This is a genomic window from Streptosporangium becharense (assembly GCF_014204985.1).
Taxonomy (GTDB): domain Bacteria; phylum Actinomycetota; class Actinomycetes; order Streptosporangiales; family Streptosporangiaceae; genus Streptosporangium; species Streptosporangium becharense.
In genome coordinates this window covers 2112633-2127894 of sequence record NZ_JACHMP010000001.1, presented here as the reverse complement: position 1 = coordinate 2127894, position 15262 = coordinate 2112633, and the positions used below count along the sequence as shown (strand labels likewise).

Here is a 15262-nt window from a genome sequence, read left to right as displayed (position 1 = left end):
CAACTCCCGATACCGTAGTCATCACCATGTCATCCCGCCGAACCGCATCGCTGATCACACTTGGCTGCGCACGTAACGAGGTCGACTCCGAGGAGCTCGCCGCCCGTCTTGAGGCTGCCGGTTGGCAGCTGGGCGACGACGATCCCGACGTCATCGTCGTCAACACGTGCGGCTTCATCGACTCCGCGAAGAAGGACTCCATCGACACGCTGCTCGCCGCAGCCGACTCGGGCACCAAGGTGGTCGCCGCGGGCTGCATGGCCGAGCGGTACGGAGACCAGCTGGCCGACGCGCTGCCGGAGGCGGCGGCCGTCATCTCCTTCGACGACTACACCGAGATCGGCGCGCGTCTCGACGACGTGCTGGCGGGCAGGCCGCTCGTGCCGCACAGCCCCCGCGACCGCCGGACCCTGCTGCCCATCTCGCCGGTCGAGCGGGCCGCCGCGGCCCCCAAGGCCAGCATCCCGGGCCACGGGGAGCTGCCGGAGGGAGTGGCCCCGGCCAGCGGTCCCCGGCCGCTCCGCAAGCGCCTGGGCACCGGTCCGGTGGCCTCGCTGAAGCTGGCCTCCGGCTGCGACCGCCGCTGCACCTTCTGCGCGATTCCGGCCTTCCGCGGCGCGTACGTCTCGCGAGCCCCCGAAGAACTGCTCGCCGAGGCCGCCTGGCTGGCCGGGGAGGGCGTCAAGGAGCTCGTGCTCGTCAGCGAGAACTCCACCTCCTACGGCAAGGACCTGGGCGACCTGCGGGCGCTGGAGAAGCTGCTGCCCGCCCTCGCCGCGACCGAGGGCATCGAACGGGTGCGCGTCAGCTACCTCCAGCCCGCCGAGCTCCGCCCCGGGCTGCTGGAGGCGATCGCCGCGACCGAGGGCGTCGCCCCGTACTTCGACCTGTCCTTCCAGCACGCCAGCGGTTCGGTGCTGCGCCGGATGCGCCGCTTCGGCGATCCCCGCCGCTTCCTGGAGCTTTTGGGTTCCATCCGTGCCCTGGCCCCCGAGGCGGGCGTGCGCTCCAACTTCATCGTGGGGTTCCCCGGCGAGACCGAGGAGGAGTTCGCCGAGCTGACCGACTTCCTGCAGGAGGCCAGGCTCGACGTGGTCGGCGTCTTCGGCTACTCCGACGAGGAGGGCACCGAGGCGGCCTCCCTGCCGGGCAAGCTCGACCAGGAGACCGTCGACGCCCGGGTGGCCGCGCTCACCGAGCTGGTCGAGGAGCTGATGGCCCAGCGGGCCGAGGAGCGGATCGGCACCGAGATCGACGTCCTCATCGAGGAGGATCTGGGAGACGGCGGCTACGAGGGCCGTGCCGCCCACCAGGGGCCGGAGGTCGACGGTTGCGTAACGGTCCAGGGCATCGGCCTGGTCACCGGCCAGATCGTCCGCGCCGTCGTGGTCGACTCCGAGGGGGTCGACCTGATCGCGCGCATCAAGGCCGCACCGTGAGCGCGCCGCCGGGGCGGGAGATCGTATGACCGATACGCCAGACACCGGCACCGGTCCGACCACGGCATCCACGCGCCCCAAGGTGAGCACCTGGAACATCGCCAACGTCGTGACGGTGATACGTCTGGCGATGGTTCCTTTCTTCGCGGTCTGCCTTTTCGTGCCGGGCTCCGGCTGGCGGGTGACCGCGTTGGTGGTCTTCCTGGTGGCCTCGCTCACCGACCTGCTCGACGGCGAGCTGGCCCGCCGCTACGGCCTGATCACCGACTTCGGGAAGATCGCCGACCCGATCGCCGACAAGGCCCTGATCGGTGCCGCTCTGATCGGCTTCTCGGTGCTGGGGGAACTGCCCTGGTGGGTCACCGCCGTGATCCTCGGCCGGGAGCTGGGCGTCACCGCACTGCGGTTCGCGGTCATCCGGCACGGGGTCATCCCGGCCAGCTACGGCGGGAAGGTCAAGACCGTCCTGCAGATCGCCGCGATCGTCTCCTACATCTGGCCGGGAGTGCCCGGCCCGATCCGCTGGGTCATCATGGGGGCGGCCGTGGTGGTGACCGTCGGCACCGGCCTCGACTATGTGATCCGGGCGGTCAAGTTGCGGCAGGTCGCGAAGCGGGCGCGGGCACGATGAGCCACCGGCTTCTCCAGGCCACCCAGGTGCTCTCGCTCCTCGTCCGCCGGGGCGAGACGGTGGCGGTGGCCGAGTCGTTGACCGCGGGGTTGATCGGCGCCGCGCTCACCGGCCCTTCGGGGGCCTCGGCGGCCTTCCGGGGCGGGGTCCTGTCCTACGCCACGGAGCTCAAGCACCGGCTCCTGCACGTCCCGGCCGACCTGCTCGACCGGGAGGGCGCCGTCCACCCGGAGGTCGCCGCGGCCATGGCCGTCGGTGTCCGCCGTCTCGCCGATGCCACATACGGCCTGGCCGCGACGGGTGTCGCCGGGCCTGACCCGCAGGACGGCAAACCGGTGGGTACCGTCCATCTGGCCGTTAGCGGTCCGGGCGGGCGGGTATGGCACCGGGACCTGCGCCTTGCGGGGTCCCGTGAGGAGATCCGCGAGCAGACGGTGAATGAGGCCATAGACCTGTTGAGAGGTGTGCTTGAGGCGAACTTGGGGGAACATTCCGGGTGATTACCGCGTTACGTCCCCAGCGAACATGCTCACCATGGTCTGCCGCGGTGTCGGTGGATACAGGTACGGTGGAACTGTGAGTGAGGTAAAGGTCAAGTGATGATGACGGCGAGGAGTATGTACCAAGGGTCGCGTTCGAAGAACGGGCGGCACGAACCGATCGCGCGGAATGTCGTGAAGACGCCCGCGCCCGGGAGGGAGCGACAGATGGTCCTGCTGCGTCAGCTGCTGGGTGACGTTCTCCGGCGGCTGAGGGTGCGCCAGAGTCGCACCTTGCGTGAGGTTTCCACGCTGGCCAGGGTTTCCCTGGGTTACTTGTCCGAGGTGGAGCGGGGCCAGAAAGAGGCCTCGTCGGAGCTGCTCGCGTCGATCTGCAACGCCTTGGGCGTGCCGCTCTCGCAGGTGCTTCGTGAGGTTTCCGACCAGTTCGCGTTGGCAGAGCTCCAGCACGCGCCGGTGCTGGCCGGCGACGTTCCCGAGCGGGAGCGCCTGCCGATCCCCGAGACCGTGCCGGATTCCGTCTTCCCCGAGGTCAACGACATGGTGGCCGCCTAGCCCGCCGGTTCCTCCGGTTGGCAGTGACGGCACCAGACGATCAGCCGCTCCTGCGGCTGTGCTCCTATCTCACCACGACTGATGCGGTGCCCGCAGCGCAGGCAAGGCCGTCCGGCCCTGCCATATACCCACATGCCCCGTCCCGGGCGAAGGTCGCCGGTGGTAGTCCTGTCCGGGCGCTCCTTGTTCGCGTCCATCAGCCGCCGCGCCAGTGACACGATCGCTCCCAGATCTCCGATCGTCCCCACCCGCCGCCATGGCGACATCCCGGCGAGGAAAAGTATCTCGGCCCGGTAGATGGCGCCGATTCCCGCCAGATTGCGCTGGTCCAGCAGCGCGACCCCGATGCTGGTCTCCGGCTGCCGTGCCAGCCTCCGCACGGCCTCGGCCTCATCCCAGTCCGCTCCCAGCAGGTCGGGCCCGAGATGCCCGACCAGCCGCTCCTCGGAGTCCGTCGCGACCAGGTCGACCATGCCCAGCCGGATCCCCACCGCCTGCCACCGCGAGTTGGCCAGCACCAGGCGGATCACATCGCCCCGGGGCAGCGTGCGACCCGCCGGTGAGATCTGCCAGCTTCCTTCCATCCGCAGGTGCGTGTGGACCGTCAGGCCACCCTCGACCCGGGTGAGCAGGTGCTTTCCCCGGGAGACGGTCGTCAGGACGGTCCGGCCGGTCAGGTCGGCCGTGGCATGGCGCGGTACGCGGAAGTCGGAACGGGTCAGGACACGCCCGTCGAGCGCCTGGCCGAGCCGCCGGGCGGTGCGGTAGACGACGTCACCCTCGGGCATGACCCGTCACCGCCGCCGGGCGCGGAGGGCGGCGGCATGCCGGGCGCCCGCCGCGGTGACCGTGCCGGCCCCGATCGCCTGACCCGCCGCGCCGGCCGGGGCCACCGCGGTCACGAGGACCGTCATGGTCGAGGGGACCGCCATGGTCAGTCCCACGCCGCGGGGTCGGCGGCCAGATCGCGGACCCGGGCGGGCAGGAGGCCGGTGGCCACGTTCTCCAGCGTGACCTCCTCGAGGATCGCCCGTTCGCTGGCGCGCAGCGCGATCCAGACCTGCTGCAGCGACTCGGCGGGGCCGCGGTAGCCGACGTGCTCGGGGCGCTCACCCCGCACGTTGGCGAGCGGGCCGTCGACGGCGCGGATCACGTCGGCGAGGCTGATCTCGGATGCCGGGCGGGCCAGCACATAGCCGCCCTCGGGGCCGCGCTGGCCGCGTACCAGCCCCGCGCGGCGCATCTGGAGCAGGATGTTCTCGAGGTACTTCGGAGGCATGTCCTGCTCCTTGGCGAGCTCGCCCACGGTGGTAGGTCCGTCGCCGGCGGCGGCGAGTTCGGCGGCGGCACGCAGGGCATAGTCGACACGAGCAGATAGACGCATGTAACCGATTATCCCGCCTGCTATTGGTCCTTTACCCGCCAGGGCCCGGACGGGCCGGGCCCTGGCGGACGCGAGACCTCGGACGGGCCGGGTCTCGGCGGACGCGAGAGCCCGGCCGGCGCCCACGGCGGGAAGGGGCTGCGGGGGGCGCCCACGTGGCCTCCCGTGCCCCCTTCGCAGGGCTAAACTATCAGGAAGCTTTATTAATGAATACCACCGCTATTCTTGCTTGAATGTAATTGCGGCGGGAAACGGCGAACAAGAGAGCATGCGTATGGAGCGACGTCCTGGCGTACCCAGGTTGCTGAGAGAGATCAACGACCGAGCCGCGCTGGAGTTGTTGCTCGCCTCCGGACCGCTGACCAGGGGGCAGATCGGGGAGCTCACCGGTCTGTCCAAGGTGACGGCGTCCCAGACGCTCGCCCGGCTGGAGGAACGCGGGCTCGTCGAGGTCGCCGGAGAACAGGCCGGAGGACGCGGCCCCAACGCCGCGCTTTACGGGGTCATTTCCTCCTCCGCTTATGTGGCGGGCCTCGATGTGGGCCCGGAATTCGTCACCGCCGCCATCGCCGATATTCACGGGGACATCGTGGCCGAGGTGCGCACCGCGCCGGATGGGGACGACGACCTGGTCGCCCTCGTGCACGGCGCGCTCGTCAAGGCGTGCCGGACGGGCAAGGTCGCGCTCTCCAAACTACGGGCCGTCGTCATCGGCACCCCGGGCGTGGTCGACCCCCGCACCGGAGACGTCCGGTTCTCCTTCGATCTGCCGGGCTGGCACGAGGGCATCCACGAGGCCCTCTCGCGTGACCTGCGCCGCGATGTGAAGATCGAGAACGACGTGAACCTCGCCGCCGTCGCTGAACGCACCCTGGGAGCCGCCCGGGACGCCGATGATTTCGTGCTCCTGTGGGTGGGGCGTGGCATCGGCCTCGGCGTCGTGCTCGGCGGTCGGCTCCACCGTGGCCGGTCCGGCAGTGCGGGTGAGATCGGTTACCTGCCGGTGCCGGGTGTGCCGCTCGCCGAGGACGTACGGGCCGTCCCCGGCAGGCTTCCGTCGCTCGCCGGAGGACTCCAGTCGCTGGTCAGCGCCGAGACGATCGTCGAACTCGCCGGCACCTACGGTTTCGCGGGGGGAAGCGCCGCCGAGTGCGTCGCCGCCGCGGCCATGGCGGGAGAGCCGGGGGAGCCGTTGCTGGACGAGGTCGCCGGTCGGCTGGCGCTGGGCGTGGCGTCGGTGTGCGTCGTGCTCGACCCGGGGCTCGTGGTGCTCGGCGGCGAGATCAGCCAGGCCGGGGGCGAGGTGCTCACCTCCCGCATCGAGGAGGCGGTGGCCCGGATCTGCCCGGTCCGGCCGCGGGTGGTGGCCAGCGAGGTCACCGGTAACCCGGTGCTGCGCGGCGCCGTCATCGCCGCGCTGGAACAGGCCCGGGAGGAGATCTTCGTCTCCTGAGCACCGTCCCCCCGGCCTTTCCTCATGAGTGCCGTCCTCCCGATGCCGTTTTCCCGGCCCGTCCTCGTGCGTACCGTCCGCCCCGGGCCCGTCAGACGCCGAGCAGCTCGGCGGCGGCCTGGGCGTTGGCGCGAGCGGCGCCGTAGGTGGCCAGATAGGTGACGCCCGCGGGACGCCAGATCGGCAGGCCCATCTCCACCACGGTGGCGTCCGGGCGGGAGGCCAGCAGCGCGGAGACCGCCGACCGGCTCGTCTCGTAGCGGTGGGCGTCCTTGACCACGACGATCAGGGACCGGCCGGTGGCGCGGCGCAGGATGCCCGGCAGGTCCGCGGCCTCGGGCCTGACCCGGACCACCTCGGCCCGCGACGGCAGCGGCGTGAAGCCCCACGGCACGTCGCCGACCGCGATGGTCGGTGGCGTGTCCATCTCGACCACCAGTGGATCGATCATCCGGGAGACCGGTCCGGTGAGGCGGACCGCGCGGCGGGCGGCGGCGAGCCCGATCATGCTCCCTTCGCCTTCGCCGCTGCGGGAGGCGCCGAACCAGGCGCGCAGACGGGCCACCCGCTCGGCGGCCTCCTCCAGGCGGGCCGCCGGCAGTCGCCCGTCGCCGACGGCCTCGACGATCGCGTCGGTGATCCGGCGGACGTCGTCCGCGGTGGGAGTGGGGCCCAGGCAGAGCAGATCGGCTCCGGCGGCGAGGGAGAGCACCGCGCCGCCGGCCAGACCGTAGGCGCCGGCGACCGCCCCCATGTCGAGCGCGTCGGTGACGACCACGCCGTCGTAGCCGAGCTCGCCGCGGAGCAGACCGGCGACGGCGGCGGGGGAGAGCGTGGCGGGCACGTCGCCGGTGACGGCGGGAACGCGCACGTGAGCGGTCATGACGGACCTGACCCCGGCTTCGACCGCGGCGCGGAACGGCACGAGTTCGCGCTCGTGCAGCAGCTCCCGGGAAACGTCGACGAGCGGCAGCTCCAGGTGCGAGTCCTGCCGGGTGGCGCCGTGGCCGGGGAAGTGCTTGACGCAGGCGGCCACCCCGGCCGACTGCAGGCCCTGCACGGCGGCGACGGTGTGCCGGGCGACGAGCGCCGGGTCCGCCCCGAACGAGCGGGTGCCGATCACCGGATTGTCGTCGGCGGTGTTGACGTCCGCGGACGGGGCCATGTCGAGGTTGACGCCGCAGCCGGCCAGCTCGTCGCCCATCGACCGGTGGACACGCCGGGTCAGCTCGATGTCGTCCACCGCGCCGAGTGCGGCGCTGCCCGGATACGGGCTGCCCACGTGGTACGCGAGCCGGGTGACGTCGCCGCCCTCCTCGTCGAGCGAGACGACCGGGTCCCCGGCCTCGCGCAACCGGGCGGTGAGGGCGGAGAGCCGGGCGGCGTCGGCGACGTTGAAACCGAAGAGGGTGACGCCGCCGAGGCCGTCCTGCAGGCCCCGCAACACCCAGTCGGGGGCCTCGGTGCCCTGGAACGCGGCGAGCAGCGTGCCGGCCGCGAGACGGCGCAGTTCCCGGTCGCCGCGGCCCGCGGTGAGCTCAGACATGTGGTGGGTGTTCCTTACCTGGGGTCGGGTGAGGTGTCGGATGTGAGAAGGGGCGTCACGGCCCGGGGCCGGCCGGTGCGGGCCGCGTACGCCGCCAGGGCCCGCGTACCGCCGTCGCGGCGCCCGGGTCCGCGTTCGTCGTCACGGCCCGGGGCCGGCCGGTGCGGGCCGTGACGACGCCGGTGGGGTCAGCCCTTGACGGCGCCCGCGACGAGACCGGAGACCATCCGCCGCTGCACCAGGAGGAAGAAGACGACGACCGGGATGGTCATCAGGGTGGAGGCGGCCATGATCGCGCCCCAGTCGACCGATCGCTGGCTGACGAAGTAGCGCAGCGCCACCGGCATGGTGAAACCGCTCTGGTCGCTCATCAGCGTCAGCGCGAAGACGAACTCGTTCCACGCGGTGATGAACGAGAAGATGCTCGTCGCCACGAGGCCGGGGGCCACCAGCGGGAAGAGCACCCGCCAGAAGGTGGTGAACCGGCTCGCGCCGTCGATCCAGGCGGCCTCCTCCAGTTCCTTGGGAACCGCCGCCACGAAGGTGCGCAGCATCCAGATGGCGAACGGCAACGTCAGCGCGACGTTCACCACGATCAGGCCGAGGAGCTGGTCGTACAGCCCGGCCCGGCGGATCATCATGAACAGCGGGATGAGCAGTGCCTCGCCCGGCACCATCTGCACGATGAGCAGCAGGATCAGGAACGAGGTGCGTCCGCGGAAGCGGAAGCGGGCCACCGCGGTCGCGGAGAGCAGGGCGAAGACCGCGCCGACCACGACCGTGCCGAGCGCCACGATGGCGCTGTTGAGCAGGTAGCGCCAGACGGAGTGGCCCGCGACGCCCTCGGTGAAGACCCGCTCGACGTGTTCCAGCGTCGGGTCCGTCGGGAACGGGATGAACTGGGTGGTGAAGATCTGCTGGTTGCTCTTGAAGGCCGTGCTCACCATCCAGTAGACGGGGAACACCGCGAACACGAACACCGCGACGGCCGCGGTGTTGAGGCCGATCCGGCCGAGCCGCTTGCGGTTGCTGAGCTGCCGCCGCGTCCTGGGACGCGCGGGCGCCCGAAGAACGGTCATCGCACGTCCTCCGTTTTCACGATCTGGCGGACGTAGAAGAAGGTGATGACGAGCAGGATGACGGTCAGCACCACCGCGATCGCCGCGCCCATGCCCATCTTGACCGGTGCGCTGAACGCCTGGGTGTAGGAGAACAGCGACAGGTTGAACGCCTCCCGGTTGGACGTGCCCCCGGCCAGCACGAAGAGCTGGGTGAAGACCTTGAAGTCCCAGATGATCGACAGCACCGTCAGCACGGCGAAGACCGGCTTGAGCAGCGGGAACGTGATCCGCCAGAAGATCCGCCACGCGGAGGCGCCGTCGACCCGGGCCGCCTCGTACAGCTCCTGGGCGATGCTCCTCAGGCCCGCCAGCACCGAGACCGCGATGAACGGGAACGACGCCCAGACGACCATCAGGATCAGGATCACGTAGATGCTGACCGGGTCGTTGAGCCACGGCTCGCCGCTCCAGTCGGCGCGGCCGAACAGCAGGGTGGACAGCCAGTCGGGCAGCGCGTTGAGCGCCCAGTTGATGACGCCCGACTCCGCGTCGAAGAGCCAGCGCCAGATGATCGCGCTGGCGATCTGCGGGGTGGCCCAGGCGGCCATGATGCCGACGACGAGGAAGGTCGACATCGCCTTGCTCAGCTTGTTCAGCAGCAGGCCGACCAGCGTGCCGAGGATGAGGGTGAGCGCCACCGTGACGGCGGCGAAGACGACGGTGTTGCGGAGCGAGGTCCAGAACAGCTCCGTCTCGAACAGCTTGGTGTAGTTCTCGAAGCCGACGGACTCGGCCGGCGCGCCGCGGACCTCACGCAGCCCCACCTTCTGGAAGGACATGACCGCCATCTGGAACAGCGGGTAGAGCAGGAGCCCTCCGATGACCAGCAGGCCCGGTACGAGCAGCACGTAGGGGATCACCCAGGCCGGCAGGCCCCCCCGCTTGCGCGGGGGCGTGTCGTCCCGGTGCCCCCGCGCCGGGGCGGGGGAGGCACCCCCGCCCCGGGCGATGGTTGAGGTGTTCGCCATGGTTACTGGTTCAGGATCTCTTCGAGTTCCTTGTTGGCGTCGGCCAGCGCGGTGTCGACGTCCTTCTTGCCCTCGATGACGGCGCGGGCCGCGCTCTGCAGGACGGCCTTGGTGTCGTTGGCCTCGGCCCAGTTGGTGTCGTTCGGGAAACCCTTAGCGATCTTGAAGGTCTCGGCGAACGGCGCCTGCACCGGGTCCGTGGCGTACTCGCTCAGGGCCTCCGGGTAGAGCGGCAGCAGGCCGCCCTCCTTGGCGTAGCGGGTGCCGAACTCCTTGCCGGCGGCCAGCTTGAGGTACTCGGCGGCCAGTTCGACGTTCTTGGCGTCCTTCCAGATGGCGATGTCGTTGCCGCCCTGGAAGGCCGGAGCCGGGCCGCTGCCGTCCTTGGACGGGACGGAGAAGAAGGCCATGTCCTTGTCGGCGATCTTGCCGCCGCTCTGTTCCTTGATGGTGGTCAGGTCCCAGGCGCCGGTCACGTACATGCCGACCTTGCCGTTGGCGAAGCGGGTGGCGATGTCGGTCGAGTTCTGGGTGAGGGCGGACTTGCGGGAGATGCCGTGCTTGGCGACCAGGTCGGTGTAGTACTGGAAGCCCTCCTTGAAGCCGGGCTGCGTCAGTTTGCCGACCCACTTGCCGCCCTCGAAGGCCGCGAAGTCGCCGCCGGCGGACCAGACGAACGGGGAGAGCGACATGTTGGCGTCGGCGCCGCCGTTGAAGGCGAAGCCGTCGACGTCCTTGCCCTTCTTCTCGACGATCTTCTTGCCCGCCGCGACGAGGTCCTCCCAGTTCTTGGGGGTCTCGATCTTCAGCTCGTCGAACCAGTCCTTGCGGTACAGGACCGCGCGGGTGCCGCCGCCCCACGGGGTGGCGTAGATCTTGCCGTCGACCGTCTCGTAGCTCCACAGGTTCTGCGGGATCTGCTGGAAGTCGGGGTGGCTCTTGACGATGTCGGTGATGTCGGTGAGGGCGTCCTGCGCGACCCAGGCGGCCACCTGGTCGTTGCCGAACTCCGTGACGTCCGGGCCGTCGCCGCCGGCGAGCGCGGCGGTCCACTTGGCCTGCGCGTCCGGCCACGGCACCCACTGAAGCTTGACGTCGGCGCCGGTGAGCTCCTTGAACTTGGCGTTCAGGTCGTTCATGAACGCTGTCTGCTTGGAGTCGGGGGCGCCCAGGCGCCAGACGGTCAGCGTCTGGCCGGCGAACTTCGGTCCGGAGGCCGGTGCCGACGTGCCGGCGTTCTGCGCCGGCGCGGTCTCGGCGCCACCACAGGCGGCGAGACCCAGGGCGAGGGCGGCGGTGACTGCCGTCGTGGTGGCGATTCTCGCGAACTTCACTGGAGTTCTCCCTTTCAGGCTTTCGCCGGGATCTTTCGCTCGTCGGTAATCGGCTGGGGTCCCCCGTGACCCTCTGGACTCAACTGGGAGCGGTCAGAACTGCCGCGGCCCGTGGGGCAGATCGCTTGCCCCTGGGCCGACCATGGTTAAACTAACAAGAAACTTTCTTAAAAGAAACGATCGTTAGCGGATCGTGACGGGGAGGGGCACCGTGTCCAGACGTCCGGGGACGCCTCGGCTGCTGCGTCAGCTCAACGACCGTGCGGCGCTGGAGCTCCTGCTGTCCGTCGGTCCGCTCACCCGGTCCGAGCTGGGCGAACGCACCGGTCTGTCCAAGGTGACCGCGGGACAGCTCCTCGCCCGCCTTCAGGAACGCGGCCTCGTCACGGTGGTCGGCGAACAGGCGGGCGGACGGGGACCGAACGCGGCCCTCTACGCCGTCGTGCCGTCGTGCGCGTACGTGGCGGGCCTCGACGTGCTCCCCGACCGGATCGCCGCGGGCGTCGCCGACATCACCGGTGAGATCGTCGCCGAGGTCGCGGTCGACCCGAGCGGCCACGACGACCCGGTACGGCTCGTGCGAAGCGCGGTGCGCAAGGCGTGCGCGTCGGCGGGCATCGGCGCCGACCGGCTGCGCGCCTTCGTGATCGGCACCCGTGGCGTCGTCGACCCCGGCACCGGTGACGTCCGCTTCTCCTTCGACCTGCCCTCCTGGCACGCGGGCGTGCTCGCCCAGCTCCGCCGGGACCTGGACATCCCCGTGACGATCGAGAACGACGTCAACCTCGCCGCCCTGGCCGAACGCGCGCACGGCGCCGCCCGGGACGCGGACGACTTCGTACTCCTGTGGGCCGGAGTGGGGCAGGGCCTCGGCGTCATGCTGGGCGGCCGGCTGCACCGCGGCGCCACCGGCGGCGCCGGTGAGATCGGCTGGCTCCCGGTCCCCGGCGAACCGCTCCCGACCCAGGTGAACGAACCCCAGTCGGGGTCGTTCCAGCGTCTCGTCGGCGGCGACGCGGTGACCGGCCTGGCGCACGCCCACGGCATCGTCCCCGCCCTGGCCGCGGCTCCCGCCCCCGCGGGCGGCCTGTCCGCGCCGGCCCTGGCCGCCGGCTCCGGCTCGGTGGGTGACTACGTCCGCATGGCGGTGGACGGGGGAGCCGACGCGTTCCTGGAGGAACTGGCCGGGCGGCTGGCCGTCGGGGTCGCGGCCGTCGCCGTGGTGCTCGACCCCGGGTTGATCGTGCTCAGCGGCGACGTCGGCCGGGCCGGGGGAGAGGCGCTCGCCGTCAGAGTGGAGGAGGCCGTGGCCCGGGTCTGCCCGAGCCGTCCCAGCGTTGTGATCACCGAGGTCCGGGGCAATCCCGTGCTGCGTGGCGCCCTGGTCTCGGCCCTGCAGCAGGCACGGGAACAGGTGTTCTCCGACACGGTGTGACGCCTCGGGGAGGGCGGCGTCTCCGGGACGGTGTGACGCCTTGGGAAGGGCGGCGTCTCCGGGACGGAGGCGTCTGGGGGAGAATTGCCGTCATGCGCGACATCGTTCTGATCTCCGACCCCCGGGTCGTCTCGATCCCCGTCGAGGAGTCCGGTGAGCCGTTGATCGACGTGCGGGGGCGGCTGCGTACGGACGGCCGGCTGGCCGATCCAGAGGGGGCGTTCGCCCACCTGCGGCAGGGCCTGCTCGCCCGGCTGGAGCAGGCGCAGGAGCACCTTCCCGACGGCTACCGGCTGCTGGTCGTGGAGGGGTACCGGCCGGTGACGACGCAGCAGCGGATCTTCGACGAGTACTCGGCGGAGCTGGCGGCGCTGTATCCGGACATGCCGCCCGACGAGCTCCGTGCGGCGGCGAGCCGCTACGTCTCGCCCGTCGAAGTCGCCCCGCACACCGCGGGCGCGGCGGTCGACCTGACCCTGTGCGCCGAAGACGGGTCCGAGCTCGACATGGGTACCCCCGTCAACGCCACCCCCGAGCAGAGCGACGGCGCCTGCTACACCGACGCCCCCGGTCTGTCAGCCGAAGCACGCCACCACCGCAAGCTGCTCGGCGTCGCCCTGGAGGCGGCCGGTCTGGTCAACTACCCCACCGAGTGGTGGCACTGGTCATACGGCGACCGCTACTGGGCCATGACCGTCGGGGCCTCCGGCGCGCTCTACGGCCCGGTCACCCGCTGACCGACCCGCGGATCGGACGGCGGTGCCGCACGAATCGGCGGCTCCAGGACGAATTCGCGGCATCGGGACGGGATCGCGACCCTCAGAAGGAGCCGCGGTGCTTCAGGAAGAAGCTGTGGCTTCAGGACGGGGCCGCGGCGCTCAGGACGGGGCCGCGGTGACCGGCGAGGTCGGCCTGTCTCCGACCTTGAGCACCAGGATGGCGATGTCGTCGTTGGGCAGGCCGGACTGGAACGTCAGTATCTCGTCCATCAACCGGGCGGCGATGCTCGCCGCGTTCCCGCTTCTGGCGGCGACCAGCACGTCCTGCATCCTGCCCTCACCGAACATCCCGTCGTCGCCCCGCGCTTCGACGACACCGTCGGTGTAGAAGACGATGACGTCCTCCGGGAGGAGGTCGATGTCGATGTCGGTCAGGCTGACCTTCTTCAGGATGCCCAGCAGGGTTCCGGGACGGCCGATCCTGCCCAGCCCGTCCCCGGAGATGTGCACGGGGGAGGGATGACCGCCCAGGGAGAGGGTGAGGTGGAAGTGGTTCTGCGCGTCGTGGGAGATCTGTGCGTACGCCGCCGTCAGGAACCGGCCCGCCTTCTCTCTCAGCAGCACCTGGTTCAGGCTGGTGAGGATCGCCGCGGGGCTGTCCTCCCGGAGGGGTGCGGCGCGTAGGGCGTAACGGGCCAGGCTGGTCACCACGGCCGCCTCCACCCCCTTGCCGCATACGTCCCCGATGGCCAGTGCCCAGCCGCCCTCGGTCTCGTGCATGTCGTAGAAGTCGCCGCCGACCTCGTCGCCCCGGCCGGCGGGCCGGTACATCCCGGCGACGTCCATCCCGGGGATGCGGGGCAGCGCCGGTGGGATGAAACTCTTCTGCAGGGTCTGGGCGAGCTCACGCGCCTTCGCCTCGGACTGCTCGGCCCGCTGCCGTGCGCGCAGCAGCTCACGTTCGTACTCCCGGCGATCGGTCGCGGCGAACACGCAGATCCGGACCAGCTCCGGCCGGTGCGGCGTCCTTTCCTTCGTCACCGCGTTGAGCAGCACCGGCAGCCTGGTCCCGTTCGCGCACCTCAGGTCGATCGCGACCTCCCGGACCACCGCCTGCATGGCCAGGAGCGGAGCGAAGTGCGTCTCGTAGAAGATCCGGTCGCCGATCGGCAGCAGGTCGTGGATCCGGGCCCGGCCGACCAGTTCCTCCCTGGAGTAACCGGTCAGGGTGAGTATCGTGCGGTTGGCCCGGATGATCGTCCCGTCGACCCGCGTGGAGAGGTAGCCGCACGGCGCGTCCTCGTACAGCTCCTCGAAGTCGTCCTCGGCCATGCCCGCCTCATCACGCCCGGTCATCGGTCCTCCGGTTACAGGAACGCCTTGATCGCGGTGACGGTCTCCTCCGGGGCGCTCAGGTTGGGGCAGTGGCCGGTCGCTCGCAGCCGCACCAGCTCGCTGTCGGGGATCGCCCGGTGGACGTACTCACCCACCTCCACCGGGGCGATCACGTCGTCGGAGCACTGCAGGATCAGTGAGCGCACCGGGACCTTGGGGAGGTCCGCCCGGCAGTCGGACAGGAACGTCACCCTGGCGAACCGCCTGGCGATCTCCGGGTCGGTGCGGCAGAAGCTGTTGGTCAGCTCGTCCCCCAGCTCCGGGCGGTCCGCGTTCCCCATGATCACCGGAGCCATCGCGCTCGACCACCCCAGGTAGTTGCTGTCGAGTGACTCCATGAGTTCCTCGATGTCGGCGGTGCTGAAGCCGCCGACGTAGTCACCGTCGTCGATGTAGCACGGTGACGGGCCCACGAGCACCAGTTGGTCGAACCTGTGCGGCTCCCGGATGGAGGCCAGTGCGCCGACCATCGCGCTGACCGAATGCCCGACGAAGACAGCGCCGGTCAGATCCAGTTCCTCGCAGATGTCGATGACATCCTGGACGTAGCCCTCAAGGGAGGAGTAATGCTCGGGGGAGTAGGCGGAGACGACGGAGTTTCCGGCTCCGACGTAGTCGAACAGGACGATCTTGTATTCGTCCGTGAAGGCGGGGGTCACCAGGCGCCACATGTTCTGGTCACAGCCGAACCCGTGGGCGAAGATCATAGGCTTCCCGTCGGGACGGCCCGAAACCTTGACGTTGTTACGAACTGTGACATCCACGCTGGCTGACCGCCCTGT

General features: G+C 70.5%; 16 protein-coding genes. 7 read left to right on the top strand and 9 right to left on the bottom strand.

Translation table 11 applies throughout. The features are described 5' to 3' along the window. Window positions 1-26: 26 nt before the first annotated feature. From rimO to F4562_RS09115, 4 genes are all read left to right on the top strand, one after another. Complete coding sequence (gene rimO / locus F4562_RS09130) at window positions 27-1439, top strand: 30S ribosomal protein S12 methylthiotransferase RimO (RefSeq protein ID WP_184542565.1); 1413 nt, start codon at window positions 27-29, stop codon at window positions 1437-1439. Window positions 1440-1464: 25 nt separating this feature from the next. Beyond that, complete coding sequence (pgsA, locus tag F4562_RS09125; protein ID WP_184542563.1) at window positions 1465-2070, top strand: CDP-diacylglycerol--glycerol-3-phosphate 3-phosphatidyltransferase; 606 nt, start codon at window positions 1465-1467, stop codon at window positions 2068-2070. Beyond that, window positions 2067-2570 (top strand): CinA family protein, encoded by a 504-nt coding sequence (locus F4562_RS09120; RefSeq protein WP_184542561.1) that lies wholly within the window; start codon window positions 2067-2069, stop codon window positions 2568-2570. The genes pgsA and F4562_RS09120 overlap by 4 nt, the downstream gene beginning before the upstream one ends. Before the next feature lie 207 nt (window positions 2571-2777). Beyond that, window positions 2778-3125 carry a helix-turn-helix domain-containing protein gene (locus tag F4562_RS09115; RefSeq protein ID WP_184542559.1) on the top strand — a complete coding sequence of 116 codons (348 nt, stop codon included), beginning with the start codon at window positions 2778-2780 and terminating at the stop codon, window positions 3123-3125. On the opposite strand, the gene F4562_RS09110 is transcribed toward F4562_RS09115, so the two are convergent. Genes F4562_RS09110 through F4562_RS09100 form a run of 3 tightly spaced genes read right to left on the bottom strand, consistent with a single transcriptional unit; the run spans window position 3122 to window position 4509 of the window. After that, on the bottom strand, window positions 3122-3913 hold the full coding sequence (locus tag F4562_RS09110; RefSeq protein WP_184542557.1) for an Fpg/Nei family DNA glycosylase: 792 nt from the start codon (window positions 3911-3913) through the stop codon (window positions 3122-3124). The two genes, F4562_RS09115 and F4562_RS09110, sit on opposite strands and share 4 nt — an antisense overlap. Window positions 3914-3919: 6 nt before the next feature. Beyond that, on the bottom strand, window positions 3920-4057 hold the full coding sequence (locus tag F4562_RS09105) for a hypothetical protein (RefSeq protein ID WP_184854769.1): 138 nt from the start codon (window positions 4055-4057) through the stop codon (window positions 3920-3922). A 2-nt stretch (window positions 4058-4059) separates the two neighbouring features. Further along, window positions 4060-4509, bottom strand: coding sequence for an RrF2 family transcriptional regulator (locus tag F4562_RS09100; protein WP_184542555.1), 450 nt, complete (start codon window positions 4507-4509; stop codon window positions 4060-4062). A 274-nt stretch (window positions 4510-4783) separates the two neighbouring features. Between F4562_RS09100 and F4562_RS09095 the strand changes: the two genes are divergently transcribed. Further along, window positions 4784-5962, top strand: coding sequence for an ROK family transcriptional regulator (locus tag F4562_RS09095; RefSeq protein ID WP_184542553.1), 1179 nt, complete (start codon window positions 4784-4786; stop codon window positions 5960-5962). 91 nt (window positions 5963-6053) lie between these two features. Here the strand turns inward: F4562_RS09095 and F4562_RS09090 are convergent, their stop codons facing one another. The 4 genes from F4562_RS09090 to F4562_RS09075 all read right to left on the bottom strand — a co-directional run bounded on the left by F4562_RS09090 (window position 6054) and on the right by F4562_RS09075 (window position 10931). Continuing rightward, window positions 6054-7508: a glycoside hydrolase family 3 protein gene (locus tag F4562_RS09090; protein WP_184542551.1), complete on the bottom strand. Its 1455-nt coding sequence runs from the start codon at window positions 7506-7508 to the stop codon at window positions 6054-6056. A gap of 188 nt (window positions 7509-7696) precedes the next feature. Next, window positions 7697-8587, bottom strand: coding sequence for a carbohydrate ABC transporter permease (locus F4562_RS09085; protein WP_184542549.1), 891 nt, complete (start codon window positions 8585-8587; stop codon window positions 7697-7699). Then, window positions 8584-9597: a carbohydrate ABC transporter permease gene (locus tag F4562_RS09080; RefSeq protein WP_184542547.1), complete on the bottom strand. Its 1014-nt coding sequence runs from the start codon at window positions 9595-9597 to the stop codon at window positions 8584-8586. The genes F4562_RS09085 and F4562_RS09080 overlap by 4 nt, the downstream gene beginning before the upstream one ends. Window positions 9598-9599: 2 nt before the next feature. After that, window positions 9600-10931, bottom strand: coding sequence for an extracellular solute-binding protein (locus F4562_RS09075; protein WP_184542544.1), 1332 nt, complete (start codon window positions 10929-10931; stop codon window positions 9600-9602). Between the two features lie 211 nt (window positions 10932-11142). On the opposite strand from F4562_RS09075, the gene F4562_RS09070 reads away from it, so the two are divergent. After that, the gene (locus F4562_RS09070; protein WP_184542542.1) at window positions 11143-12366 is read left to right on the top strand and encodes an ROK family transcriptional regulator; all 1224 of its coding nucleotides are present in this window, start codon (window positions 11143-11145) and stop codon (window positions 12364-12366) included. Window positions 12367-12458: 92 nt separating this feature from the next. Next, on the top strand, window positions 12459-13103 hold the full coding sequence (locus F4562_RS09065) for a M15 family metallopeptidase (protein ID WP_184542540.1): 645 nt from the start codon (window positions 12459-12461) through the stop codon (window positions 13101-13103). A 141-nt stretch (window positions 13104-13244) separates the two neighbouring features. Here F4562_RS09065 and F4562_RS09060 read toward each other — a convergent pair whose 3' ends face one another. Together F4562_RS09060 and F4562_RS09055 are read right to left on the bottom strand one after the other, a co-directional pair. Continuing rightward, the gene (locus tag F4562_RS09060) at window positions 13245-14441 is read right to left on the bottom strand and encodes a PP2C family protein-serine/threonine phosphatase (RefSeq protein WP_184542537.1); all 1197 of its coding nucleotides are present in this window, start codon (window positions 14439-14441) and stop codon (window positions 13245-13247) included. Between the two features lie 11 nt (window positions 14442-14452). Beyond that, on the bottom strand, window positions 14453-15187 hold the full coding sequence (locus F4562_RS09055) for an alpha/beta fold hydrolase (RefSeq protein ID WP_184542535.1): 735 nt from the start codon (window positions 15185-15187) through the stop codon (window positions 14453-14455). Window positions 15188-15262 lie beyond the last annotated feature (75 nt).

Coding starts and splice junctions, on each gene's coding strand:
- rimO (WP_184542565.1), top strand. CDS start 27: ATGTCATCCCGCCGAACCGCATCGCTGATCACACTTGGCTGCGCACGT.
- pgsA (WP_184542563.1), top strand. CDS start 1,465: ATGACCGATACGCCAGACACCGGCACCGGTCCGACCACGGCATCCACG.
- F4562_RS09120 (WP_184542561.1), top strand. CDS start 2,067: ATGAGCCACCGGCTTCTCCAGGCCACCCAGGTGCTCTCGCTCCTCGTC.
- F4562_RS09115 (WP_184542559.1), top strand. CDS start 2,778: ATGGTCCTGCTGCGTCAGCTGCTGGGTGACGTTCTCCGGCGGCTGAGG.
- F4562_RS09110 (WP_184542557.1), bottom strand. CDS start 3,913: ATGCCCGAGGGTGACGTCGTCTACCGCACCGCCCGGCGGCTCGGCCAG.
- F4562_RS09105 (WP_184854769.1), bottom strand. CDS start 4,057: ATGGCGGTCCCCTCGACCATGACGGTCCTCGTGACCGCGGTGGCCCCG.
- F4562_RS09100 (WP_184542555.1), bottom strand. CDS start 4,509: ATGCGTCTATCTGCTCGTGTCGACTATGCCCTGCGTGCCGCCGCCGAA.
- F4562_RS09095 (WP_184542553.1), top strand. CDS start 4,784: ATGGAGCGACGTCCTGGCGTACCCAGGTTGCTGAGAGAGATCAACGAC.
- F4562_RS09090 (WP_184542551.1), bottom strand. CDS start 7,508: ATGTCTGAGCTCACCGCGGGCCGCGGCGACCGGGAACTGCGCCGTCTC.
- F4562_RS09085 (WP_184542549.1), bottom strand. CDS start 8,587: ATGACCGTTCTTCGGGCGCCCGCGCGTCCCAGGACGCGGCGGCAGCTC.
- F4562_RS09080 (WP_184542547.1), bottom strand. CDS start 9,597: ATGGCGAACACCTCAACCATCGCCCGGGGCGGGGGTGCCTCCCCCGCC.
- F4562_RS09065 (WP_184542540.1), top strand. CDS start 12,459: ATGCGCGACATCGTTCTGATCTCCGACCCCCGGGTCGTCTCGATCCCC.
- F4562_RS09060 (WP_184542537.1), bottom strand. CDS start 14,441: ATGACCGGGCGTGATGAGGCGGGCATGGCCGAGGACGACTTCGAGGAG.
- F4562_RS09055 (WP_184542535.1), bottom strand. CDS start 15,187: ATGATCTTCGCCCACGGGTTCGGCTGTGACCAGAACATGTGGCGCCTG.